Annotated in this window: 24 protein-coding genes and 1 other RNA gene; 12 read left to right on the forward strand and 13 right to left on the reverse strand. The window is 62.0% G+C overall.

Features of this window, described 5'->3' with window-relative positions; translation table 11 throughout:
• Positions 1 to 3 precede the first annotated feature (3 nt).
• Positions 4 to 1,614 carry a transcription termination factor NusA gene (gene nusA / locus PZN02_RS05060; RefSeq protein ID WP_280660516.1) on the reverse strand — a complete coding sequence of 537 codons (1,611 nt, stop codon included), beginning with the start codon at positions 1,612 to 1,614 and terminating at the stop codon, positions 4 to 6.
• 45 nt (positions 1,615 to 1,659) lie between these two features.
• A complete protein-coding gene (rimP, locus tag PZN02_RS05065) occupies positions 1,660 to 2,277 on the reverse strand; it encodes a ribosome maturation factor RimP (RefSeq protein WP_280660517.1) in 618 nt (205 codons plus the stop codon).
• Positions 2,278 to 2,549: 272 nt separating this feature from the next.
• On the opposite strand from rimP, the gene PZN02_RS05070 reads away from it, so the two are divergent.
• The gene (locus PZN02_RS05070) at positions 2,550 to 4,166 is read left to right on the forward strand and encodes an MFS transporter (protein WP_280660518.1); all 1,617 of its coding nucleotides are present in this window, start codon (positions 2,550 to 2,552) and stop codon (positions 4,164 to 4,166) included.
• A gap of 507 nt (positions 4,167 to 4,673) precedes the next feature.
• Here the strand turns inward: PZN02_RS05070 and PZN02_RS05075 are convergent.
• The 6 genes from PZN02_RS05075 to ffs all read right to left on the reverse strand — a co-directional run bounded on the left by PZN02_RS05075 (position 4,674) and on the right by ffs (position 9,965).
• Positions 4,674 to 5,939 carry a lytic murein transglycosylase gene (locus PZN02_RS05075; protein ID WP_280660519.1) on the reverse strand — a complete coding sequence of 422 codons (1,266 nt, stop codon included), beginning with the start codon at positions 5,937 to 5,939 and terminating at the stop codon, positions 4,674 to 4,676.
• A 214-nt stretch (positions 5,940 to 6,153) separates the two neighbouring features.
• Positions 6,154 to 6,759 (reverse strand): recombination mediator RecR, encoded by a 606-nt coding sequence (gene recR / locus PZN02_RS05080; protein WP_280660520.1) that lies wholly within the window; start codon positions 6,757 to 6,759, stop codon positions 6,154 to 6,156.
• 50 nt (positions 6,760 to 6,809) lie between these two features.
• A complete protein-coding gene (locus PZN02_RS05085) occupies positions 6,810 to 7,421 on the reverse strand; it encodes a LysE family translocator (RefSeq protein WP_280660521.1) in 612 nt (203 codons plus the stop codon).
• A 149-nt stretch (positions 7,422 to 7,570) separates the two neighbouring features.
• A complete protein-coding gene (locus PZN02_RS05090) occupies positions 7,571 to 7,894 on the reverse strand; it encodes a YbaB/EbfC family nucleoid-associated protein (RefSeq protein WP_280660522.1) in 324 nt (107 codons plus the stop codon).
• Between the two features lie 49 nt (positions 7,895 to 7,943).
• On the reverse strand, positions 7,944 to 9,812 hold the full coding sequence (locus PZN02_RS05095) for a DNA polymerase III subunit gamma/tau (protein ID WP_280660523.1): 1,869 nt from the start codon (positions 9,810 to 9,812) through the stop codon (positions 7,944 to 7,946).
• A gap of 55 nt (positions 9,813 to 9,867) precedes the next feature.
• Positions 9,868 to 9,965: signal recognition particle sRNA small type (ffs, locus tag PZN02_RS05100), an RNA gene on the reverse strand.
• A gap of 223 nt (positions 9,966 to 10,188) precedes the next feature.
• Between ffs and PZN02_RS05105 the strand changes: the two genes are divergently transcribed.
• The 3 genes from PZN02_RS05105 (at position 10,189) to PZN02_RS05115 (ending at position 12,419) form a co-directional block, all read left to right on the forward strand.
• Positions 10,189 to 10,593, forward strand: coding sequence for an HIT domain-containing protein (locus PZN02_RS05105; protein ID WP_280660524.1), 405 nt, complete (start codon positions 10,189 to 10,191; stop codon positions 10,591 to 10,593).
• A 2-nt stretch (positions 10,594 to 10,595) separates the two neighbouring features.
• Positions 10,596 to 11,576 carry an NAD(+) diphosphatase gene (nudC, locus tag PZN02_RS05110; protein ID WP_280660525.1) on the forward strand — a complete coding sequence of 327 codons (981 nt, stop codon included), beginning with the start codon at positions 10,596 to 10,598 and terminating at the stop codon, positions 11,574 to 11,576.
• A 135-nt stretch (positions 11,577 to 11,711) separates the two neighbouring features.
• Positions 11,712 to 12,419 (forward strand): helix-turn-helix transcriptional regulator, encoded by a 708-nt coding sequence (locus PZN02_RS05115; protein ID WP_280660526.1) that lies wholly within the window; start codon positions 11,712 to 11,714, stop codon positions 12,417 to 12,419.
• A 125-nt stretch (positions 12,420 to 12,544) separates the two neighbouring features.
• On the opposite strand, the gene PZN02_RS05120 is transcribed toward PZN02_RS05115, so the two are convergent.
• The 3 genes from PZN02_RS05120 to PZN02_RS05130 all read right to left on the reverse strand — a co-directional run bounded on the left by PZN02_RS05120 (position 12,545) and on the right by PZN02_RS05130 (position 14,494).
• Entirely contained in the window at positions 12,545 to 12,682 is a 138-nt protein-coding gene (locus tag PZN02_RS05120; protein WP_136509286.1) for a DUF1127 domain-containing protein, read from the reverse strand.
• 190 nt (positions 12,683 to 12,872) lie between these two features.
• On the reverse strand, positions 12,873 to 13,727 hold the full coding sequence (locus PZN02_RS05125) for a prephenate dehydratase (protein ID WP_280660527.1): 855 nt from the start codon (positions 13,725 to 13,727) through the stop codon (positions 12,873 to 12,875).
• Positions 13,728 to 13,741: 14 nt separating this feature from the next.
• Positions 13,742 to 14,494 (reverse strand): 3-deoxy-manno-octulosonate cytidylyltransferase, encoded by a 753-nt coding sequence (locus PZN02_RS05130; RefSeq protein ID WP_280660528.1) that lies wholly within the window; start codon positions 14,492 to 14,494, stop codon positions 13,742 to 13,744.
• A gap of 156 nt (positions 14,495 to 14,650) precedes the next feature.
• Here PZN02_RS05130 and PZN02_RS05135 point away from each other — a divergent pair, with 156 nt between their 5' ends.
• On the forward strand, positions 14,651 to 15,286 hold the full coding sequence (locus PZN02_RS05135) for a c-type cytochrome (RefSeq protein WP_280660529.1): 636 nt from the start codon (positions 14,651 to 14,653) through the stop codon (positions 15,284 to 15,286).
• A gap of 125 nt (positions 15,287 to 15,411) precedes the next feature.
• Here the strand turns inward: PZN02_RS05135 and PZN02_RS05140 are convergent, their stop codons facing one another.
• Complete coding sequence (locus PZN02_RS05140) at positions 15,412 to 16,356, reverse strand: AEC family transporter (protein WP_280660530.1); 945 nt, start codon at positions 16,354 to 16,356, stop codon at positions 15,412 to 15,414.
• A 198-nt stretch (positions 16,357 to 16,554) separates the two neighbouring features.
• Here PZN02_RS05140 and PZN02_RS05145 point away from each other — a divergent pair, with 198 nt between their 5' ends.
• The 3 genes from PZN02_RS05145 (at position 16,555) to PZN02_RS05155 (ending at position 17,685) form a co-directional block, all read left to right on the forward strand.
• Positions 16,555 to 16,830 carry a BON domain-containing protein gene (locus PZN02_RS05145; protein ID WP_280660531.1) on the forward strand — a complete coding sequence of 92 codons (276 nt, stop codon included), beginning with the start codon at positions 16,555 to 16,557 and terminating at the stop codon, positions 16,828 to 16,830.
• A gap of 98 nt (positions 16,831 to 16,928) precedes the next feature.
• Entirely contained in the window at positions 16,929 to 17,366 is a 438-nt protein-coding gene (locus PZN02_RS05150) for an SRPBCC family protein (protein ID WP_280660532.1), read from the forward strand.
• A complete protein-coding gene (locus PZN02_RS05155; protein WP_280660533.1) occupies positions 17,353 to 17,685 on the forward strand; it encodes an ArsR/SmtB family transcription factor in 333 nt (110 codons plus the stop codon). Before PZN02_RS05150 ends, PZN02_RS05155 begins: the two co-directional genes overlap by 14 nt.
• A 128-nt stretch (positions 17,686 to 17,813) precedes the next feature.
• Here the strand turns inward: PZN02_RS05155 and PZN02_RS05160 are convergent, their stop codons facing one another.
• Entirely contained in the window at positions 17,814 to 18,014 is a 201-nt protein-coding gene (locus PZN02_RS05160) for a DUF2905 domain-containing protein (RefSeq protein ID WP_225105906.1), read from the reverse strand.
• Positions 18,015 to 18,537: 523 nt separating this feature from the next.
• Here PZN02_RS05160 and PZN02_RS05165 point away from each other — a divergent pair.
• The 4 genes from PZN02_RS05165 to PZN02_RS05180 all read left to right on the forward strand — a co-directional run bounded on the left by PZN02_RS05165 (position 18,538) and on the right by PZN02_RS05180 (position 23,607).
• Positions 18,538 to 19,968, forward strand: coding sequence for a basic amino acid/polyamine antiporter (locus PZN02_RS05165; protein ID WP_280660534.1), 1,431 nt, complete (start codon positions 18,538 to 18,540; stop codon positions 19,966 to 19,968).
• A gap of 293 nt (positions 19,969 to 20,261) precedes the next feature.
• A complete protein-coding gene (locus PZN02_RS05170) occupies positions 20,262 to 21,695 on the forward strand; it encodes a basic amino acid/polyamine antiporter (protein ID WP_280660535.1) in 1,434 nt (477 codons plus the stop codon).
• Between the two features lie 14 nt (positions 21,696 to 21,709).
• Entirely contained in the window at positions 21,710 to 22,969 is a 1,260-nt protein-coding gene (arcA, locus tag PZN02_RS05175) for an arginine deiminase (RefSeq protein WP_280660536.1), read from the forward strand.
• A 65-nt stretch (positions 22,970 to 23,034) separates the two neighbouring features.
• Positions 23,035 to 23,607, forward strand: coding sequence for an HdeD family acid-resistance protein (locus PZN02_RS05180; RefSeq protein WP_280660537.1), 573 nt, complete (start codon positions 23,035 to 23,037; stop codon positions 23,605 to 23,607).
• The last annotated feature ends 20 nt before the right edge of the window (positions 23,608 to 23,627 follow it).

Raw genomic sequence — 23,627 nt, forward strand, 5'->3', positions numbered from 1 at the left:
TGATCAGGCGTCCTGCTCGGCGCCTTCGGCGACCTCGATCGGTTCTTCCGCCTCGCTTGCCAGATCTTCTTCGGTGATCCAGCCGGCGGCCAGGCGGGCCTGGACGATCATCGTCTCGGCCTCTTCACGGGTCACCTCGAACTTCGAGAAGATGCCCTCGAAGCGCTTGGTCTCACCGTCCTTGCGCTCGGTCCAGCCGACGAGATCGTCGGCGGCGCAACCGGCAAAGTCCTCGACGGTCTTGATGCCCTCTTCGCCGAGCGCAACCAGCATCTGGCTGGTCAGCCCATTGATTGTGCGCAGTTCATCGGCGACGCCGAGTTCCTTGCGCTTGGCGTCCATCTCGGCCTCGATCTTGTCCAGATATTCGCGGGCGCGGGTCTGGATCTCGGTCGCGGTCTCTTCGTCGAAACCCTCGATCGACGAGATCTCGTCGAGATCAACATAGGCGAGTTCCTCGACCTGTGCAAAGCCTTCGGAGGCGAGCACCTGGCCGACCATCTCGTCGACGTCGAGCGCTTCCATGAAGAGCTGGGTCCGCTCGTTGAATTCCTTCTGACGGCGCTCGCTTTCCTCCTGCTCGGTCAGGATATCGATATCCCAGCCGGTCAGTTGAGAGGCGAGGCGGACGTTCTGGCCGCGGCGGCCGATGGCGAGCGACAGCTGCTCGTCCGGAACCACCACTTCGATACGCTCCGCATCCTCGTCGAGAACGACCTTGGCGACTTCCGCCGGCTGCAGGGCGTTGACGATGAACGAGGCCGGATCCTGCGACCACGGAATGATGTCGATCTTCTCGCCCTGAAGCTCGCCGACGACGGCCTGGACGCGGGAGCCGCGCATACCGACGCAGGCGCCGACCGGATCGATCGACGAGTCGTTGGAGACGACGGCGATCTTGGCGCGCGAGCCCGGATCGCGGGCGACCGACTTGATCTGAATGATGCCGTCGTAGATTTCCGGCACTTCCATGGTGAAGAGCTTGACCATGAACTGCGGATGTGTGCGCGACAGGAAGATTTGCGGCCCGCGCTGCTCACGGCGGACATCGTAGACGAAGGCGCGGACGCGGTCGCCGTAGCGCATGTTTTCGCGCGGGATCATCTCGTCGCGGCGGATGATGCCTTCGCCACGGCCGAGATCGACGATGACGTTGCCATATTCGACACGTTTCACGGTGCCGTTGACGATCTCGCCGACGCGGTCCTTGAATTCTTCGTACTGGCGGTCACGCTCGGCTTCGCGGACCTTCTGCACGATCACCTGCTTGGCCGACTGCGCGGCGATACGGCCGAAATCCATCGGCGGCAGCGGATCGGCGATGAAATCGCCGATCTTGGCGTCGGGGTTACGATCGCGCGCAAGCTCCAGCGGGATCTGCGTCGAATAATCGTCCGCCTTCTCGACCACTTCCAGAAGGCGCTGCAGACGGATTTCGCCGGTCTTCGAATTGATGTCCGCGCGAATGTTCGATTCCGAACCATAACGCGAGCGAGCCGCCTTCTGGATCGCATCCGCCATTGCGGCCAGAACGATCTCGCGGTCGATCACCTTTTCGCGTGCCACAGCATCTGCGATCTGCAGAAGTTCGAGCCGGTTAGCACTGACTGCCATATCTTGTCTCCGTCTGTTGCAGGGGCCTTTGAAGCGCGCCCTGCCTTATTCGATAGGTGAATCTTCGTCTTCGATATTCTCGTTGGCGGCGCGCGCGGCCTTCGCCTTCTTGTCGGCCGTCAACGCGTCGCGGATCAGGTCGTCGGTCAGGATCAACCGGGCTTCCGAAAGCGCCGTGAACGGGATCGCGACTACCGCTTCCTCGCCATAGGCGGGCTGGTCCCGCTCGAGACGGAAGCCGTCTTCGTCCACCGACAAGATCTTGCCACGAAACCGCTTGCGACCTTCGACCATCACAGAAGTCTCGCACTTCATCAGATGGCCCTGCCAGCGGACGAAATCGGACTTGCGCACCATCGGGCGGTCGATGCCCGGCGACGACACTTCGAGATGATACGCCTTGTCGATCGGATCTTCCACATCAAGGACGGGCGAAATGGCCTTGGAGACCTCTTCGCAATCCTCGACGGTCATGGTGCCATCGCTGCGCTCCGTCATGACCTGCAGCGTCAAGCCGTTTTGGCCGGACATGCGGACGCGCACGAGGCGGAAGCCCATCTGCACGAGCACAGGCTCGATGATGTCTGCAATGCGCTGATCGAGACCGGTTTCGGTGATCAGCCGCGGTTCATTTGCGTTTTCAGCCGTTGTCTTATCGGACAAACGATTGTCTCCTCATCGGACCGGCTAATAAAAAAGAGCGGGTCCTTCCGGCCCCACTCTTCATCTACCGATCAAGAATTTGAGGCTCGTATACGCTTCATCGCCGCAAATTGCAAGGCTCGCGACCGCGGCCCAAGGGGCAGCGACGCAGAGCGGACCGCTTTCGCGCCTGATCATCAATTTCAGCGGGTGGCGCGCCACATTTCGAAGTTTATAAGAGAGCATCCGCTTCGCATTGGTCAAACGAAATAGAATATGAGGTGACGAGCCGCATGTCGCCCCTGGCCCCCTTCAAACACGATACGTTCCGGATCATCTGGATCGCCAGCCTCGCCTCCAATTTCGGCGGATTGATCCAGGCGGTGGGCGCCGCCTGGCTGATGACCTCCATCTCGCAGTCGGTGAACATGGTGGCGCTGGTGCAGGCCTCCACCGCGCTGCCGATCATGCTTTTCTCGCTGGTGTCGGGCGCGCTTGCCGACAATTTCGACCGGCGGCGGATCATGCTCATCGCACAGGGTTTCATGCTCAGCGTCTCGGCCATCTTGACGGCCTGCGCTTATTTCGGCCTGATCACGCCGTGGCTCCTCCTGCTTTTTACCTTCCTGATCGGCTGCGGGACGGCGCTCAACAACCCGTCATGGCAGGCCTCGGTCGGCGACATGGTGCCGCGTGATGACCTGCCGGCGGCGGTGGCGCTGAACAGCGTGGGCTTCAACATCACCCGCAGCGTCGGCCCGGCGATTGGCGGCGCGATCGTTGCGGCCGCGGGCGCCGCCGCAGCCTTCGCAGCCAATACGCTCAGCTATTTCGCGATCCTCTTCGCCCTTTTCCGCTGGAAACGAGAGGTTCCGGAAAGCCCCCTGCCGCGCGAAACGCTTGGGCGGGCGGTTTCGGCCGGGCTTCGCTATGTCGCGATGTCGCCGAACATCGGCAAGGTGCTCTTGCGCGGTTTTGTCTTCGGCCTGTCGGCAAGCGCCATCCTTGCGCTGCTGCCGCTTGTCGCTCGCGATCTCGTCCGCGGCGGCCCGCTCACCTACGGCATCATGCTCGGCGCCTTCGGCCTCGGCGCTATCGGCGGCGCGCTGCTGAGCGCCAGGCTCCGGGAACGCCTGTCGAGCGAGGCGGTCGTGCGCTGCGCGTTCGCCGGCTTTGCCGCAAGTGCCGCGGTCACGGCGATCAGCACCGAGGCGTGGCTGACCTCGCTCGCCCTCACCGTCTCCGGCGCCTGCTGGGTGCTGGCGCTGGCGCTGTTCAACACCACCGTTCAGCTCTCCACCCCGCGCTGGGTGGTCGGGCGGGCACTTTCCCTCTACCAGACCATGACCTTCGGCGGCATTGCCGGCGGCAGCTGGCTGTGGGGCGTTGCTGCCGAGCAATACGGCGCCGCCAACGCACTCATCGGCTCCTGTCTTCTCATGCTCGTCGGAGCGGCCGTGGGCTTACGCTTCGCGCTGCCGGAATTCAAGTCGCTGAACCTGGACCCGCTCAACCGGTTCGCGGAACCGCCGCTCGAGCTCGATCTCAAGCCGCGCAGCGGCCCGATCGTCGTCATGATCGACTACGAGATCCATGAACCCGACATCCCCGAGTTCCTGACGACCATGGCGGAACGCCGCCGCATCCGCATTCGCGACGGCGCGGGACATTGGGCGCTGATGCGCGATCTTGAAAACCCGACAACCTGGACCGAGACCTATCACGTGCCGACCTGGGTGGAATATGTGCGGCACAACCAGCGGCGCACGCAGGCCGATGCGGCCGTCGGCGACAAGCTGACGGCGCTCCATCGCGGTACGATGCCGCCGCGCGTCCACCGGATGATCGAACGGCAGACGATCGTTCCGGAGCACTACGAGCGCTACAAGCGGCCGGTCGAGATGCATTGACGGACGGACACAGAATCTGACACTTAGAACCGGAGCCGAATATCGGTTTCTACCGTGAGCCGCCTTTCGCCGATAGCACTCGCAATTTACGGTGTTGGCCCCAAGCGGTCCCACATCGAGGTGACGAACAAAGTCGCAAAGGTGGAAACGTGACAGCCCTCGTGCTAGGTCGACCTTGATCTGCACCGCGAACGTCAAATCACTGGAGAGCTGAGCCGCATGACCGATTGTCCGAGCTTTAAAGTGTCCAGGGGCATCTACGCAGACCCAGAGACTTTCGTTGCGGCCGAGGCGCTTGTCGTGGAGTCTGCAGTGATCGACGAAGAAGGATTGGTTGACGACCCATGGGGCCTAGAAGCAATTCGGCTGAGCCTTATTCGTGAATACGGTGATCGGCTGCCAAAAGTCATCGTATACGTAAGAAGCCCCCACTAAAGGTTGAAACCGCACAAAATTAGCCGAAGTTCGATAGCCGCCTACAAAGGGTCAGGTTTTCAGACCCGATGGTCACCGCAGCTGCGATTTCAGCGAGGCCGCCGGGAAGCAGGTGGCGGAGAGGCCGTTCTTCGCCTGCCAGTCGCCGAGGGAACGGCGCGTCTTGTAGCCGGGCAGGCCGTCGACCTTGCCGACGTCGTAGCCCTTGGAAACGAGCGCCTTCTGCATCGCCAGCACGTCGGAACGCAGCATGTTTCCGACATCGCCCCACTCTCCCCGGAAGGCGCCGCCGCCGGAAGCGATACGATCGGCCAGATTGCCGATGAAAAGCGCGTAGAGATCCGAATTGTTGTATTCCTTGATCACGTAGAAATTCGGCGTGACGACGAACTGCGGTCCATGGGTGCCTGCCGGCACCAGCATCATGCCGGCCGCTGCGCGCTCGGCCGACGGAAAGGCCTTGCCGGAGATGCGCCCGATCCCCATGCCGGCCCAGTCGGCGATCGGGCGGGCGAGATCCGGGCCTTCCTGAGCACAGGAAACACCTTTGGGGATCAGGACTTCAAAGCCCCAGTCGCGGCCAGCTTGCCAGCCTTTTTGCGAGAGATAATTGGCGATCGAAGCCAGACTGTCCGGAACCGAAGTCCAGATGTCGCGGCGTCCATCGCCGTCGAAATCCACGGCATATTTCAGAAAACTCGACGGCAGGAACTGCGGCTGGCCCATGGCGCCGGCCCAGGAACCGCGCATCTCCGCCTCGCGCACATCGCCGCTGTCGAGAATGTGGAGCGCGGCGATCAGCTCGCGCCGAAAGAGTTCGGGCCGCGTCGACATGAAGGCCTTGGTCGCCAGAACGTCCATGATCGGGTGCGGGATCTTCGCCCGGCCGAAGCCGGATTCCCGGCCCCAGATGGCGAGCACGATCGGCCCGGGAACGCCGTAGGTGCGTTCGATACGCTTCAAGGTCGAAGCGTGGGCGGAGGCAAGGCTCCGGCCGGTTGCCGCCAATCCCTGCAACCGCTTCTCGGAAAAATAGGAGCCGGGCGATGAAAACTCCGCCTGGCTCTGCTTGCGCTCCTTCGCCTTAGGGAAGCCCGGAGGCGCAAGGTCGGGTAGATCCCAATTGAGCTTCACATCGGCGAAGGCCGCCTTGAAGGACGTCGCGGAGATGCCGGATTTCTGCGCCTCAGGCCAGAGGTCCACCGAAAGCCATTGCTGGAACTGCGCCTCAACATCGGCCTTGGTAGCGGCATGAGCGGGAAAGTGGAAGACGAGGAGCGCGGCGACCGTTGCGAGCAGGCGCGCGCGGCGCGTACCCCCCTCTGCCCTGCCGGGCATCTCCCCCACAGGGGGGGAGATTGGCGGGCAGCGACCGCTTTCCCCGGCAGAAGGAATCGCGTTCGAGGCAACGATGCGGCGGGATTGAGTGCTCGCTCCAACCCGATCTCCCCCCTTGTGGGGGAGATGCCCGGCAGGGCAGAGGGGGGTTGTCACAGTAAGAAGACCGGCAAACCACGAGCGAACACAAGATTTCAAACGCATCGGCATCCCTTCAAATGGTCGTGCGTGCCCGCAAGGCGGCCGCCAAAGTGCCTTCATCGAGGTAATCAAGCTCGCCGCCAACCGGAACGCCATGGGCGAGACGAGTGATTTTGACATCTATGCCTTCGAGCTGATCGGTGATGTAATGCGCCGTCGTCTGCCCCTCGACCGTCGCATTGACCGCGATGATCAACTCGCGCACGCCACCCTTGGCAACACGATCCACCAAGCCCTTGATGTTGAGGTCGTCCGGTCCGATGCCATCGAGCGGCGACAGCGTTCCGCCGAGCACGTGATAGGCGGCATTCATCGCGCCGGCGCGCTCCAGCGCCCAAAGGTCCGCGACATCCTCGACGACGATGATCACGGACTGGTCGCGCCGTTCGTCCGTGCAGACCGTGCAGGGATCGATCGTATCGACATTACCGCAGCAGGAGCAGATGCGGACCTTGCGATGCGCCTCGCCCATCGCTTCCGCGAGCGGGCCCAGCAACTGCTCCTTCTTCTTGACAAGGTGCAGCGCGGCCCGGCGGGCTGAACGGGGCCCGAGGCCCGGCACCTTCGCCAGGAGCTGGATGAGTTTTTCAATTTCGGGGCCGGTGACTCGCTTTGCCATGCCGGGCTTTTAGCTCAATTCATCGGCAAACGGAATCGCTTTGACGCCGATCACCGCGCGGCGATTGCGACCGCCGCCCCGGCCATCGTGCCGGCGCTGGCGCGGTTGGCGATCCGGACCGCACGGCGGCTTCTCAGGAACTGGCGCGCCTTGGCAGCCATCATCACCCAGCCGAGATCGATCGCGACGAGCACGACGAACATGGTCGCCACCAGTTCCGTCCAGCCGAGGAAGGTGACAGAGCCGAGATCGATGATCGACGGCAGCAGCGCCACGTAGAACATCATGATCTTGGGATTGCCGAGCGTGACGGTAAGCCCGGCGAAGAAGAGCTTCGACGCCGATCGTGTTTCCGGCAGCCCGTCGCCCGGCACGTCCGGCTCAGCCGACCACATCTTCCAGGCGAGGAACAGAAGATAGGCCACACCCGCCCATTTGATCGCGACGAACATCCAGTGGAAGGTCTCGGCGATCGCAGCAAGACCGGCAACGACGAAAGATAGCCAGATCGCCTCGCCGATCCACATGGCGGCGAGGAAGGGAAGCACGTCCCGCGCGCCCTTCGAAAGCACGCGGGCGACAAGCGCCGCGATGCTCGGCCCCGGCGATCCGGCTGCGATCACCAGCGCTCCTGCAAAGACAAGCAGCGACGCAATGCTCATGACCTATTCCTCCCCAAGGATAAAACATGCAGCAATTCAAGGCACTACGGCATTCCTTGCGCGTCTGTTTGGACGCGCGACGTTGCAGTCGGAAACATGCCATTTCGCATGTGCCGCCAGCCGCGCGGCGGGGCGCTCGCGCCGCTCGGTCAGAAGGGAAGCTTCATACCGGGCGGGATCGGCAGGCCAGCGGTCAGTTCGCGGGTCTTTTCCGCCTGCACGGCTTCCGCCTTGTCCTTGGCGTCCTTGTGCGCGGCAACGATCAGGTCTTCGAGGATCTCGACATCGTCTTCCTTGAAGAGCGAGGAATCGATCTTCAGGCTCTTCATGTGGCCCTTGCCGTCGAGACGAACAGTGACGAGGCCGCCACCGGATGTGCCGTCGACTTCGAGCGCGGCGATCTCCGCCTGCAACTTCTCCATCTTGGCCTGCATTTCCTTGACCTTGCCCATCATGCTCATGATGTCGCGCATCGTCGTCTCCTGTCTTTCGTAATTTCTTCCAAGAAGCTTATTAGCTGGACTATTCGATATCGTCGCCGGGGACGATATCGCCGTCTTCCGATTCGGCGGCCGCCGGAGCGGCAATCTCGATTTCCTGCTCCGTCGCACGGATGCGCACGTCGGTGATCCGCGCGCCCGGAAAGCGCGCGAGAATTGCCGCGACGTCCGGATCCTGGCGGGCGTCGTTGACCCGCTGCTCCTGCGCGCGCTGTTCGGCCTCGACAAGGGTTGGCTCGCCCGGTTCGCGGCTGTAGCTGACGACCCAGTGAATGCCGGTCCATTCCTTGAGCTTGACGGCGAGTTCGCCGAGCAGCGTCTTCGGCGCGTCATCGGGCAGGTTGACGTCGAGCCGGCCAGGCTCGATATGCACGAGTCTCACGAAGCCGCGCACCAGCGTCTTCAGCTTGATGTCCCTGTTCTTTCCGCAGAGATCGACGATATCGCTGATCGAGTTGACCGGAACCTTCGGCTCCGGCTTCGCGGCCGGGGCTGGCGCTGGCCGTTCCTCGATGCGACCGACGCTCATCGGCTGAGGCGCGGCATCCGGCACGGCACGCAGCATGGTTGCGCCGTTATTCGATGGGCGCTGAACGGGCGGCGCTGCTTCGACGCAACGCGCTTGTGTGGACGGGCTGGCCTGGGCCTGATTTCCGCCGCCATTGCTCCGCGGCGCCGGGCGACCGGCGGTCCCCTCCCCGTCGGTAAGCTCCAGCAGCCGTCGCGCGGCGTCTTCCGGCGACGGCAGATGGGCGGCATGGGCGAGCCTGATCAGCACCATTTCCGCGGCACCCGCCGGCCGTGACGAGCTTTCCGCCTCGGGGATGCCCTTCAAAAGCATCTGCCAGATGCGCGAAAGCGCGGTCACCGCGACGCTGCCGGCGAATTCGGCACCACGCAGGCGTTCGATCTCGCTCAGCGACTGGTCGTTCGCCGCGTCGGGAACATATTTCATCCGGGTGACGAGATGGGTGAAGTCGGCAAGATCCGTCAGCACGACCGTCGGATTGGCGCCTGCCTCGTATTGCGCGGCGAACTCCTGAAGCGCCGCCGTCACGTCGCCTTTGACGATATGCTCGAAGAGATCGACGATGCGGGCACGATCTGCAAGTCCGAGCATCGAGCGCACGGTTTCGAGCTCGACCGAGCCGCTGCCGTGGGCGATCGCCTGGTCGAGCAGCGATAGACCGTCGCGCGCCGACCCTTCGGCCGCACGCGCGACCATGGCCAGCGCCTCGGGATCGAAAGGCACGCCTTCCTTGGAGAGGATGGTAGAAAAGAGGCCGACGAGGTCCGACGCGCCGATGCGGCGCAGGTCGAAACGCTGGCAGCGCGAGAGGACGGTGATCGGAACCTTACGGATTTCCGTCGTCGCGAAGATGAACTTCACATGCTCCGGCGGCTCCTCGAGCGTCTTCAGCAGGCCGTTGAAGGCCTGCGTCGAGAGCATGTGTACTTCGTCGATGATATAGACCTTGTAGCGGGCGGAAACCGGGCGGTAACGCACCTGTTCGATGATCTCGCGGATGTCGTCGATGCCGGTGTGCGACGCGGCGTCCATCTCGATCACGTCGACATGGCGGCCGTCCATGATCGCCTGGCAATGCTCGCCCGGCACACGCAGGTCGATCGTCGGCTTGTCGATCTCGGCGGTCTTGTAGTTGAGCGCGCGCGCCAGGATACGGGCCGTCGTCGTCTTGCCGACGCCGCGCACGCCCGTCAGCATGTAGGCCTGCGCGATGCGGCCAGTCTCGAAGGCGTTGGTGAGCGTGCGCACCATCGGCTCCTGTCCGACCATAAGGTCGGAGAAGTCCTTGGGCCGATATTTACGCGCCAGAACACGGTAGGCGGCTGGCTTCTGTTCGGATGAAATGGACGTTTCGTCGCTCATCGACCCTGCCGCAGCTCGAACTCTTGTCCCGACAGGACGGAGATACGAAGATAAGGTGGGAGGCTGGCACGATGACCCGTGCCGGGGCTCGTTAGGGCTGCTTCCTTCCGGACCTGACCCGGTTGGCGAGTGGCTCGTCCACCACCAACCTCCCGGCCTCCATATCGGCAATATCGCAAGCAAATGCAAGCCAAGGCGTCAAAAAACTGGTATCGATATGCAAAACAAGGCGAATCCGCGCCTGAGATCACGATGATTTTTGGGTCGAATCGACCCAAAATCATAAACGTGATCAATTCTAAAGGGTTGAGACGCGGGATGCGGGCGGAAAACCGAACACACTTTTCCTCATCCCGCTCCTGCCGAGGAGATTTTGTTGACGACCTTCCCTCTCGACGAGCGACTTCAGCGCGACGGCATCCCGATCGCCTCGATCGGGCTGTGCCAGTTACGGCTGATGAACGACCGCCGTTGGCCGTGGCTGATCCTCATTCCCCAGCGTCCGGACGTTTCCGAGATTTTCGAGCTGACGCCGCTCGATCAGACGATGCTGGCCTTCGAGATCAACATTGTGGCAACCGCGCTCAAAAAGGTCACGTCCGCTGACAAGATCAATATCGGCGCGCTCGGCAATATCGTCCGCCAGCTTCATGTGCATATCATAGCCCGCCGGGAAGGCGATCCGAACTGGCCGGGACCGGTGTGGGGCTTCGGCAAGGCCGAGCCGTGGCCGACCGACGAGCAGCAGGTATTTGCAGCACGTATTCTGGAAAATCTCTGAAGATGACGAAATCGATCTTTGACCTTCGAAGCCCGCATCCGGAACCGAGCACACTCGTCGCCTTTGCGGAAAATCACCTGGACCGCCAATCCGAGCACCGTCCCGACGATTGCGTCGAGGTGGCGTCGAGGCATCCGGGCGCACATTTCCTCGCCTTTTCCGGCGCGAAGCTGATCGTCAAGCACGACGAGAAGATCATCGACCCGCTCTTCGCACCCTACGAGCTCGAGGGCCTCGAACCGACGCTCGACGAGGCGATCCTGCTCGGCTATCTGCCGAACGGGGAGCCGCGGCTTGCCGTACCGTCGGGGCTTACGGAAGAGACCCTGCCCGAGCCGTTCAAGATCGCCGACGCGCGAACGCTCTACCGTCAGCAGATGCTGCCGGAGGAATTGCTCGGCCAGTTTGCACAAGGCTCCAGCCTGATCGTTTGGAACGCCAACAACCGGTTCTGCGGCCGCTGTGGCGGGCCGATGGACGGCGCGGCGGGCGGTTACCGGCGCGTGTGCACCGCCTGCAACCACATGGTCTTTCCACGCACCGACCCGGTCGTCATCATGCTGACGATCGATCTCGAGCGCGATCTCTGCCTGCTCGGCCGCAGCCCGCATTTTCCGTCGGGCATGTACTCCTGCCTCGCCGGCTTCGTCGAACCGGGCGAGACGATCGAAAGCGCCGTGCGCCGGGAAACCCAGGAGGAATCGGGTATCCGCATCGGCCGGGTCCGCTATCATGCCTCGCAGCCCTGGCCGTTGCCGCATTCGCTGATGATCGGCTGCTACGCCGAGGCCAAATCGACCGTCATCAAGCGCGACGAACAGGAACTCGAAGACGTCCGCTGGTTCACGCGCGCGGAGACCGAGGCGATGCTGGAACGCACGACCGGCGTCGCCGACACCGGTGACGAACACATTCCGCCTCCGAAGGGGGCGATCGCCCACCAGTTGATGCGCGACTGGCTGGCCTGGCCCGAGCGGACCTGATCGGATACTGCATGATCCCCTAAATCGGAATCGATTTAGGGACAAAATCATGCAGCAATTCAAAGTGCTACAGAGACCTTAGCGCGTCCGATTGGACGCGCGGCGCTGTTGCCACCCCGCGGAGAGAAAGAAGCCATGTCCCGATCGGAGCGCTTGCTCGATCTCTTGCAGGTGCTGAGACGCCACCGCCAGCCGGTGGGCGGCCGACGGCTGGCGGAGGAGACCGGCGTCAGCCTCAGAACGCTCTACCGGGACATCCCCAGCCTGCAGGCCCAAGGCGCCCACATCGAAGGGGAACCAGGCCTTGGCTATGTCCTGAAGCCAGGTTTCATGCTGCCGCCGATGATGTTCTCGGAGGAAGAAGTCGAGGCGCTGGTGCTCGGATCGCGCTGGGTGGCCAAACGTGGCGACAACCGCCTCGCAATGGCGGCCGCCGACGCGCTCGCCAAGATAGCCTCCGTGCTCCCGCCCGATCTCAGCGAAAGTCTCGACACCTCGCCCCTTCTCGTCGGGCCGCGCCAACCGATCGCCGAAGGCATCGATCTCGGCCTTCTTCGCAAGGCGATCCGCGGCGAGCGCAAGCTCGATATCAGCTATATCGACAATGACGGGCGCGACAGCCGCCGCACTGTCTGGCCTTTTGCGCTCGGTTTCTTCGAACAGGTCCGCGTGCTGGTCACCTGGTGCGAACTCAGGCAGGACTTTCGCCATTTCCGGACGGACCGGATCAGTAGGGCGCTGGTGAGCGATCAGCGCTACCCGCGCCGTCGCCAAGCCCTGCTCAAGGACTGGCGTGCTGCGCAGGACGCAGCCCCCGACATGCGTGGTACGAGACGCGGCTGAAAGAACGGGGCAATGCTGCGCACAAAAACACTCGCACCCCGCGCGGGAAGCCGGCGGGGTGCGGAAGACTCAACAGCGCCGCGCATCTTTTGAGACGCGCGAAGATCGCTGTAAGACTTTTACTTTTAGCGGCCGTAAACGGCGGCCTGGATCTGAGAACGGGAAATACCGATGTCGCTCAGCACATGATCGTCGAGAGCGTTCAGCTCGCGAACAGCGCGACGCAGCTTTGCGTATTCCATGATCTTCTGGCGGATCTTCATTTTTGACACTCCATATCTTGACAGAGGTCAAATAGGCATTTGCCTAAGATTTAAGTAGTTCCATGATTGCAAGTTAGGCATGCGCCAAACGAATAGCCAGTTAACGAAATTCCGCCATCTTTTCCGCCGTGGGATTCGGCGGCCAAGATCCCGGACAGTTCAAATCACGGCAACGGCGTGATCGCCCCGGTCAGAGCACTCCGCGCATAGGATGCGCCCGGTAGGTGCCGAGGATGCGCACCTTCTCCGAGAAAAAGCGCAGCTCGTCCATGGCGTGGCGCACCGGCGTATCATCCGGGTGACCTTCGATATCGGCATAGAATTGGGTTGCGACGAACTTGCCGCCGAGCTGGTAACTCTCGAGCTTCGTCATATTGATACCGTTGGTGGCGAAGCCGCCCATCGCCTTGTAGAGCGCGGCCGGAATGTTGCGCACGTTGAAAACGAAAGTGGTGATGATCAGTTCGTCGTCCGAGTTCCGGGCGATGCGCTGCTCTTCGCGCGAAAGCACGACGAAGCGCGTGACGTTGCTGTCCGTATCCTCGACATTTTCGGCGATGATATCGAGCCCATAGAGGTCGGCGGCAAGCCGCGGGGCGAGCGCCGCCATGGAGCGGTCGCCCGTTTCCTTGACAAGCTTGGCGGCACCGGCCGTGTCGCCCGCCACCACCGGCTTCCAGCCATTGGCGCGAACGATCTTGCGGCATTGGCCCAGCGCATGGATATGGCTGTGCACCGTGCGGATCTCTTCATGCGAGACGCCGGGCAGCACCATCAGCTGAAAGCGAATCGGCATGAAATATTCGCCGACGATGTGCAGGCGCGATTCCGGCAGCAGGTGATGGATGTCGGCGACGCGCCCGGCGATCGTGTTTTCGATCGGGATCATGGCGAGATCGGCATCGCCATTCTCCACCGCCACGAAGGCATCCTCGAAGGTCTGGCACGGCAGCGGTTCCATCGACGGAAACATGTCGCGGCAGGCCATGTCGGAATTGGCGCCGAAGTCGCCCTGGAAGGAGATCCTGTTGGTCTTGACGGTCACTTTCGAATTCCTTCTCAGGCTTTAATGGAGAGAATGCGACGGGCTTTTTCGAGGTCCTCGGGCGTATCGACCCCGAGGGGGACCGAGTTGACGATCTCGACGTCTATGCGCATCCCGGCTTCGAGCGCCCGCAATTGTTCTAGCGACTCGCGCTTTTCAAGGGCCGAAGGCTTCAACGACACGAAGGTTTCGAGCGCCTTGCGCCGATAGGCATAGAGACCGATGTGGTGATAGAGCGGTCCGGCGCCATGCGGTGCGGTGGCACGGGTGAAATAGAGTGCGCGCAGGCGGCTCTCGGAAAGCGGTGAGCCCACGACCTTCACGACATTGGGGTTGGTCTTTTCGTGTTCGTCGGTGATCTCGACGGTCAGCGTCGCAATATCGGTCGTGGCGTTATCGAGGGGTTTCAGCGCCGCGCGGATCGGTCCGGGCTCGATCGTCGGCAGGTCGCCCTGCACGTTGATCACGATCTCGGCCTCGCCGTGAGGATCCGCTTTCAGCAGGGCCTCATGGATGCGGTCCGAGCCGGACTGATGGTCGACCCGCGTCATGATCGCGTCGAAGCCGGCATCACTCACCGCTTCGAAGACGTCGCGATGGTCGACGGCGACAACGATTCGGCCGACATCCGCTTCGGCCGCCCGCTTGGCCACCTGTACGATCATCGGCAGGCCGCAAATGTCGGCGAGCGGCTTGCCGGGCAGGCGCGTGGACGCCATCCGCGCCGGAATGAGCACGAGAGCTTTGCCAGAATTTCCGTGATTCATCGTCCAGCCTTAAAAAACGCCGCTGAAAGTGTCAAAACGTCTCACTTCAGGGTCGATAATCTTTGTTGCAACGCAGAGCCAAAAGACATAGGTTCCGCGCGATTTCAAGATGGGCCGGTTTTTTGTTGACGCCGGTGGCAAAGGGAGCGTTTGCAGATGAATTCATATGTGAACATGGGCATGGGTGCCTTGCTGGGTACGGTCTTCGTTCTGATGTCCGTATCCATTGTATCGGAAGGCATTTTCCATTCCGAAGCTCCCGAGAAGGAAGGCTTCGCCATTGTCGCCGAGGAACCGGCTGGCGGCGAAGCAGAAACGACCGGCGGCGGGGAAGCGACGTCCGAGCCGATCGCGCCGCTGCTTGCCAAGGCCGATGCTGCCGCCGGCGAGGCCGTCTTCAAGAAATGCGCAAGCTGTCACACCGTGGAGAAGGGCGGACCGAACAAGGTCGGCCCGAATCTCTGGAGTGTCATCAATCGCCCGATCGCCTCGCATGAGGGTTTCGCCTACTCCGCTGGCATGAAGACCTTCGCCGAAGGCGGCAAGGCGTGGGACTATGATCAACTGAGCGCCTTCCTCGAAGCGCCGAAGAAGCACGTGCCGGGCACGGCCATGGGCTTTGCCGGCCTCAAGAAGGGCGACGAGCGCGCCAACCTGATAGCCTGGCTGCGCGAGAAGGCCGATAACCCGGCACCGCTGCCTGCCGCTGGAGCGGAAGGCGGCGCCGCGCAGCCTGCTGCCGCAGAAGGACAGGCGGCCCAGGAAGGTCAGGCACCGGCGCCGGCGAACTAAGTCGCCAGCGAGAGAGATGATTTGGAAAAGCCCGGCCTCTGGCCGGGTTTTTTGTTTCCAGAGCGAGATGACGACAACGTATGCGCGGTTCTGCACCGCATCCCACCCCAACTCATTGGAGTCGGTCACATCAGCAGATAGGCCCAGGCCGAGACGCTGAGTACGCCGAGCGCCGTCGTCAGCGTGATCGTCGACGAGGCGAGCGCATGACCGACATTGAAATGATTGGCGATCAGCCAGGCATTGACGCCGGTCGGTACCGAGGAGGTCAGCACCAGCGCGGCGGTCCAGCTGTCGTTGAGCCCTAAAAGATGGCAGGCGCCAAAGACGACGCCTGGCAGCACAAGCAGCTTCAACGTGCTGGTGACGGCCGCAAGCCCGGTGTTTCCGGCGAGACCGTATTTGTCGAGCGCCATGCCGATCGACACGAGTGCGGCCGGCGCCGCCGTACCGGCGAGCTGATCGACGACGGCCTTCGCCGGGCCGCCAAGCGGCTGGTCGAGAAGATGAAAGAGCGCGCCGAAGGCGAGACCGATCACCAGTGGATTGCGAACGAGATTGCGTCCGACGCCGGCAAGCAGCCTCAAAGGGCTTTGCCCCGGCTTGCCGCTCGTTTTCCGATCCGCACGCTCCATCAGCACGGTGCCTGCGATCATCATGACGGGCAGATGGACGGAGAGCAGGATCGACAGCGCCACCAGCCCGTCCTCGCCGACCACACGCGAAACCAGCGGCAGCCCTATGAACACGGTGTTGGCGAAGGCCGAGGACACGCCTGCGAGCACCCCCACGCGCGCGTCGCGCCCGAAGGCAAAGGTCGCCGCCAGATGGCCGACCGTCCAGGTAACGGCAACACCGGAAAAATAGGCGACCCAGAGCGGCCAGGGCGAGCCCTCCTTGAAATCGGCTTCGGCAATCGTGCGGAACAGGAGGACCGGCACGGCGACGCGAAAGACGAAATCGCCGAGCGCGTCGCCGACAGCAGGCTTCAGATAGCCAAGCCTCACGACCAGCCAGCCGGTCAGGATCAGGACGAAGATCGGGAGAACATTCAGGAAAATATCGGACATGGTGAGCCTTGGGTGGTGCTGGAGGCATAAACCGGTTCGATCGGCGGAGGCAAGGGCGCATGGGAGGAAAGGCGGCGGCCTACATCTTTTCCGACGCAAGGAAACATGCAGTAGGTCGCGGCGCCGCTCGCCGAGAGAGGCACCACGGGCGGAACATTTCGACCGACGCAAGCGTTTTAAAAGACTGGGGAAACGGTGATGTCGACAGACAAATCCTTCTACTCGCATCGGGACGACGATCCGCATCTGAGAGACGACGATCTGGCCGAGAAAGTTCTGCGCTTCATCCGCTACGCGACCTTCGTGGATACGAGCGGGATTTCCGTCGTCGCGCTTGGCGGGATGGTCGTGCTTTCCGGCAATGTCGCGCAGGAGGCAGATATTGCCAGCGTCGGAGAGGCCGCCGCCTCGGTGATTGGCGTTTCGACTGTCGAAAACCGGCTCACAGTACGGCCGGACGAATCTAGCGACTGAACGCATGCATCTTCGGCGTCAAGCGCTTTGAAAGGCAACCTTTTGGTTGCCTTTTTCGTTTCGACCTGCGAGAATATTGGCAACCAGGAGGTTGCATCATGACAGATCGCATCGAGAAGAGCATCGAACTCAACGCGCCAATCGAAAAGGTTTGGCATGCGCTGACCGACCACACCGCGTTCGGCGAATGGTTCCGGGTGAGGCTCGACGGACCCTTCGTCGTCGGCGAGGAAACGACCGGAGAAATGACCTATCCCGGCCATGAGGGCACAAAATGGACTTCGGTGACGGAACGCATGGAGTCCCCGACGCTGTTTTCCTTCCGATGGCCGCACGGCGAGGATACCGATCTCTCGACATCCCCATCTACGCTCGTGGAATTCCGCCTCGAACCGACGGCGAATGGCACGCGTCTCACCATAGTCGAATCTGGCTTCGAAACGCTGCCGGAGGATCGCCGCATGGAGGCTTTGCGCGGCAATGAAGGCGGATGGGAGATCCAGGCGGGAAACATCAAGGCCTATGTCGAAGCCTGAACCTGCCGATCCCGGGCCGGTGGAGGTCTTCGCCGCTCTCGGCGACCCGACCCGCCTCTCGCTTCTGACAAAGCTCAGCGATGGCCAGACGCGGTCGATCGCTATGCTTTCGGCCGACACCAAGCTGACGCGGCAGGCGGTGACCAAACACCTGCACGTGCTGGAACGCGCCGGCCTCGTCAAAAGCATCCGCGTCGGCCGCGAAAGCCAGTTCGGCTACCGGCCCGGGCCGATCATCGAGGCACGATCGTACCTCGATAGAGTTTCCGCGCAATGGGACGAGGCGCTGGCGCGACTCAAGGCGCTGGTGGAGCGATGAATGCGTTGATGACCGCTGCGCGAGACCGTTCGTGCTGAATTCGGAAGGCGTCCCGAATCCCTGTCATCGGACGATCCCTCATAACGCGCTGCCACCGTCTTTCGGAACAGGTCCGGCAACGTCGCCGCTTAACGATTAAGGAGCCAGAGGATGGCCGAAAGCACAACGCTGAAAAGTAGCCCGGTGGTAATCGGTATATAGATGGTGAAATTCTCGCGCTGGATCAGAATATCGCCCGGCAGCCTGCCCAAGCCAAGGCGCGTGAGCCACGGCCAGAGAATGCCAACCGCGACGATGACAAGTCCGACAATGATCAAAACTCGGGACATGGCACAGGCATGATCTATTCGCGAATTCAGCCTTCCAGCATGATGTTTGAATTCGCATCGTATAACAATGCGCCGGTGTTGGACTGGCAACAACAGGTTCCGGTGACGGCGCAATTTGCCGTTCTGTTGGCTGTTCATTCAAGAGGATTGCAAACGATGCCGCCGCCACATGAGCGCAAGACCGCCTGTCGCAAACGAAGTCTTTTCATGGTCGATTGCCGCTTCCGTTGCGCCAGTTGCAGGAGCTGCTCTCCACGCAGGGCATTGGCTGGGACGATGCGTCGCGGCGAGCCGTCGAATGCGGGCGGCAATCCGCCTTCCCCGACACCGAATAATCGACATGGCCTCGATCCATGGTCGGCTCTGCTCCCAGCACCGGCGAGCCACGGCGACGATCGTGTATACTAACGATGGTCAATAGTGCGATGATTGCAGACGTAGGTTGCGAGATTCTATGCAGGTTCGGCTACCATGCACGACGCGACCATTGCGGCAGCAACTCTTGTGCGGCGGGTGCAGCAGCATGACGAATAATTCGGGGCAGAAGTTGTCTCTGTTCGCATTGACCGCAATGGTGGTCGGGTCGATGGTCGGCGCCGGGATTTTTTCCCTGCCGCGCACCTTCGGCAATGCGACCGGACCGTTCGGCGCGATCGTGGCCTGGTGCATCGCAGGGGCGGGAATGTTCACTCTGGCTCACGTGTTCCGGGTGCTTGCCGAACGAAAGCCGGATCTCGATGCGGGCGTCTACGCCTATGCGCGGGCCGGCTTCGGCGACTATGCCGGCTTCCTTTCGGTCCTCGGCTACTGGCTCGTCGGCTGTATTGCCGATGTGTCGTACTGGGTGTTGATCAAGGCGACCCTCGGCGCCTTCTTTCCGGTCTTCGGAGACGGCAACACGGTCGCCGCAGTGCTTGTCTCCTCAGTTGCGCTGTGGGGCTTCCACTTCATGATCCTGCGCGGGATCAAGGAGGCAGCGGCCATCAACACTGTCGTCACCGTGGCAAAGATCGTCCCCATTGTGATCTTCATCGTCATCCTGCTCGGCGTGTTCGAGGCCGGCCTCTTTCGCGCCAATTTTTGGGGCGGCGCGGGCATGCCCGAGGCGAGCCTGTTCGAGCAGGTCCGTGCGACCATGCTGGTCACAGTTTTTGTGTTCATCGGCGTGGAGGGCGCGAGCGTCTATTCGCGCTACGCCCGCAAACGGTCCGATGTGGGCGTGGCCACGTCGCTGGGCTTCGCAGGCGTACTGGGGTTGATGGTGTTGGTAACGCTGCTGCCCTACGCCGCGTTGGAACGTCCGGAAATAGCGGGCATGCGGCAACCTTCGATGGCTTCCGTGCTGGAATCCGTCGTCGGGCCATGGGGCTCCGTCTTTGTCAGTGTCGGTTTGATCGTTTCCGTGCTCGGAGCGTATCTGGCATGGTCGCTGATCTGCGTCGAGGTGATCTTCTGCGCCGCCAAGAACGGGGACATGCCGAGCGTTCTCGCCAGGGAGAACAGTAACAACGTTCCTGCTGCGGCTCTGTGGCTGAGCAACGGAGTGATCCAGCTCTTCCTCGTCAGCACGTTGTTCTCGGAGGACGCGTTCCGGTTGATGGTAAACCTGACGAGCGCGATGGTTCTGGTTCCATACCTGCTGGTCGCGGCCTACGGCTTCCTCGTCGCCCGGCGCGGCGAGACCTATGACATCAGGCCGGAAGAGCGGTTCCGCGATCTGATCCTCGCGGGTGCTGCAATGGTCTACACGGCATTCATGATCTATGCCGGGGGCCTGAAGTTCCTGCTGCTTTCCACCATCCTCTACGCACTTGGAACGGTCCTGTTCTTCTACACGCGGTGCGAACAGAAGAAGCCGCTCTTCAACCATCGGGAATGGCTCGTCTTCATGGCTGCAGTGGCCGGATGCCTTATCGGCGTCTACGGTCTCGTGACCGGTCACATCACCTTATAGATTTCAGAGTTCTTTGCGCGTGAAAAAGGCGCGCGGTGCTGTAGGGCGCACGCGCGTCCTTGTACCGGCATATCAGCAGGTAATCGATTTCCACTAGGAATTTTGCACATTACACGCTAACATTGCGTTCGGACAATCCAAGCATGTTATAGAAGTGGTGCCAGAAGCGGTTATCCGCTTCAATTCATAGCAAGTTCCACAAGTTCATCCGGAATCACGAGCGGTACCCAGATCTGATCGGCGTTCGCACCGGCGCGGACGCCCCCCACATCGGTCAACCCGGGAGCAGTGCGATGGCGAGCAAAGCTGAGCAGAAGCTGTCCCTCTTCGCTCTGACCGCAATGGTTGTCGGTTCCATGGTCGGCGCCGGCATCTTCTCGCTCCCGCGGACATTCGGCATCGCGACGGGCCCGTTCGGCGCAATTATCGCCTGGTGCATTGCGGGCGGCGGCATGTACATGCTGGCGCGCGTTTTCCAGTCGCTCGCCGAACGTAAGCCCGATCTCGACGCCGGCGTTTTCGCCTATGCCAAGGAAGGCTTCGGCGACTATCCGGGCTTCCTCTCCGCCTTCGGCTACTGGATCGGCAGTTGCATCGGCAACGTGTCATACTGGGTGCTGATCAAGTCCACGCTCGGCAATTTTTTTCCCGCCTTCGGCGACGGCAACACCGTGATCGCCATCCTCGTCGCCTCGATCGGAATTTGGCTCTTCCATTTCATGATCCTGAGAGGCATTCAGCAGGCGGCCTTCATCAACACCGTCGTGACCGTCGCGAAGGTTGTTCCGATCATCGCCTTCATCATCATCCTCTTCTTCTTTTTCAAGCTCGACCTGCTCCGGCTCAACTTCTGGGGCGGCGAGGGGATGCCGGAGGCAACCCTGCTGCAACAGATCCAGGCGACGATGCTGGCGACGGTCTTCGTCTTCATCGGCATCGAAGGCGCGAGCAACTATTCGCGTTATGCGCAGGCGCGCTCCGATATCGGCACGGCCACGATCATGGGCTTTGTTGGGGTCAGCGCGCTGATGGTGCTGGTCACGCTGCTGCCCTATGCGGCCCTGACGCGCCCCGAGATCGCCGCCATGAGCCAGCCTTCGATGGCCGGCGTGCTTGCTGCCGTCGTCGGCCCCTGGGGTGCGGTTTTCATCAGCATCGGCGTGATCGTCTCGGTGCTTGGCGCCTATCTCGCCTGGTCTCTGGTGTGCGCGGAAGTGCTCTATGTGGCCGCGCGCACGGACGACATGCCCCGGCTTTTCGGCACCGAGAACCAGAACAAGGTCCCTGCAGCGGCGCTATGGCTGACCAACATCGTCGTCCAGCTGTTCGTCATCAGCACCTACTGGTCGCAGGACGCGTTCGCGCTGATGCTGAATTTGACAAGCGCGATGTCTCTGATCCCCTACATGTTCGTGGCCGCTTTCGGGTTCCTGCTGGCGCGACGCGCCGAGACCTACGAAGTCAGGCCGCATGAACGCAACCGCGACCTGATCATCGCCAGCATCGCCGCGGTCTACACGTTTTTCATGATTGTCGCCGGCGGCATGAAGTTCGTGCTGCTGTCGGCGCTTCTGTATGCGCCTGGCACGGCCCTCTATTTCTGGGCCAGGCGCGAGCAGGGCAAACAGGTCTTCAACACTTCCGTCGACTGGCTGATTTTCGCGGCTGCAGTCATCGGCTGCATCGCCGCGATCATCGGATTGTCCACCGGTTACCTGACGATCTGAAAAGGAGATGTGCCATGTCTTCTCAAATCTCGACCCAGCAGACTTTCGGCGTCCACTCCGAGGTCGGCCAGTTGCGCAAGGTCATGGTTTGTGCGCCGGGGCGTGCTCATCAACGGCTGACGCCCACCAATTGCGACGCCCTCCTGTTCGATGACGTCCTATGGGTCGACAACGCCAAGCGCGACCATTTCGACTTCATGACCAAGATGCGCGACCGCGGCGTCGAGGTTGTCGAGATGCACAACCTGCTGACCCAGACCGTGGCGATCCCCGAAGCCAGGAAGTGGATTCTCGACAACCAGGTCGTGCCGAACCAGGTCGGGCTTGGGCTCGTGGATGAGATCCGCAGCTACCTCGAAGGGCTGCCTGACCGTGAGCTCGCGGAGACCCTGATAGGCGGGTTGTCGACCTATGAATTTCCCGAGACGCTTGGCGGCGAGATGTTGGAGCTGATCCGGGACGCTGCCGGCGTCGCAGAGTATCTCCTGCCGCCGCTGCCCAACACGCTCTACACGCGTGATACCACCTGCTGGATTTACGGCGGGGTGACGCTCAATCCGCTCTATTGGCCGGCGCGCCACGAGGAGACCATTCTCGCCACCGCCATCTACAAGTTCCACCCGGACTTCGCCGGCAAGGTCAATGTCTGGTGGGGCGACCCTACCAAGGACTGGGGTCTTGCCACCCTTGAGGGCGGCGACGTCATGCCGATCGGCAAGGGCAACGTGTTGATCGGCATGAGTGAGCGTACGTCGCGGCAGGCAATCAGCCAGCTCGCGGCGACCCTGTTCGAAAAGGGCGCAGCGGATCGCGTGATCGTCGCCGCAATGCCCAAGTTGCGTGCGGCCATGCATCTCGACACGGTGTTCACCTTCGCCGACCGCGACTGCGTTCTGATCTATCCTGATATCGTGAACAGTATCGAGGCTTTCTCCTACAGGCCGGGTGACAAACCGGGCTCCGTCGAGCTGCACAAGGACGGGGGCACGTTCGTTGAAACGGTGCGTGACGCCCTTGGGCTGAAGGAGATGCGCGTGGTTGAGACCGGCGGCAATGCCTATGTGCGCGAACGCACGCAATGGGACAGCGGCGCCAATCTCGTCTGCCTCTCGCCCGGCGTGGTGCTTGCCTACGACCGCAATACCTACACCAATACGCTGCTGCGCAAGGCGGGTATTGAAGTCATCACCATCACCGGGGCCGAGCTCGGTCGTGGACGCGGTGGCGGCCACTGCATGACCTGCCCAATCATCCGCGATGCGGTTGACTACTAACGTCCGGGTGCGACGACCTGTGAAAGGCGCCAGCCATGGCAGGAACTCCAATTGGGCAAGCGCCGATGAGCGGTTCCTCCGAAGAAGGAGTCGATTACGAGCGCCGGGCAAAGTCCCTACATTCAAGATGGGGGTGGTTTCTTGCACTGGGTATTGCTCTGGCGCTGGGCGGAGCACTGGCTGTCGCGCTTCCTACCGTCTCCGAATTCGCGGCGAGCGTCGTCCTGGGAGCGGTCCTTGTGCTCGCGGGTGTTGCGAAGATGGTCCAGTCTTTGCAGGTCAAGGACTGGAACGGCTTCATCTGGCAGGAGCTGACGGGCGCGGTCGAGGTGGTCGGCGGCGTTTTGATTTATTTCAACCCGCTAAAGGGCGCCCTCGCGGTCACCCTCCTGATCGCCCTGGTGCTTCTCGTGCAGGGGATTCTGCAAATCGCGCTGGCAGCAGTGGTGCGCAAGCAGGATGGCTGGCACTGGTTCGCGATTTCGGGCCTGGTTGCGCTGGCAGCCAGCGCTGCGCTCGCCTTGAAGCTGCCCTACACCAGCCTCTTCCCGTCAGGAACCATCGCAGGCATTTCACTGCTTGTTGCTGGCGGTGCGTATATCGCCATTGCTCTCACGATACGCAGAGCACGGCCATGAGGACGTCGTATGAAAGCTCT

It is taken from the genome of Sinorhizobium garamanticum (assembly GCF_029892065.1).
Lineage (GTDB): Bacteria > Pseudomonadota > Alphaproteobacteria > Rhizobiales > Rhizobiaceae > Sinorhizobium > Sinorhizobium garamanticum.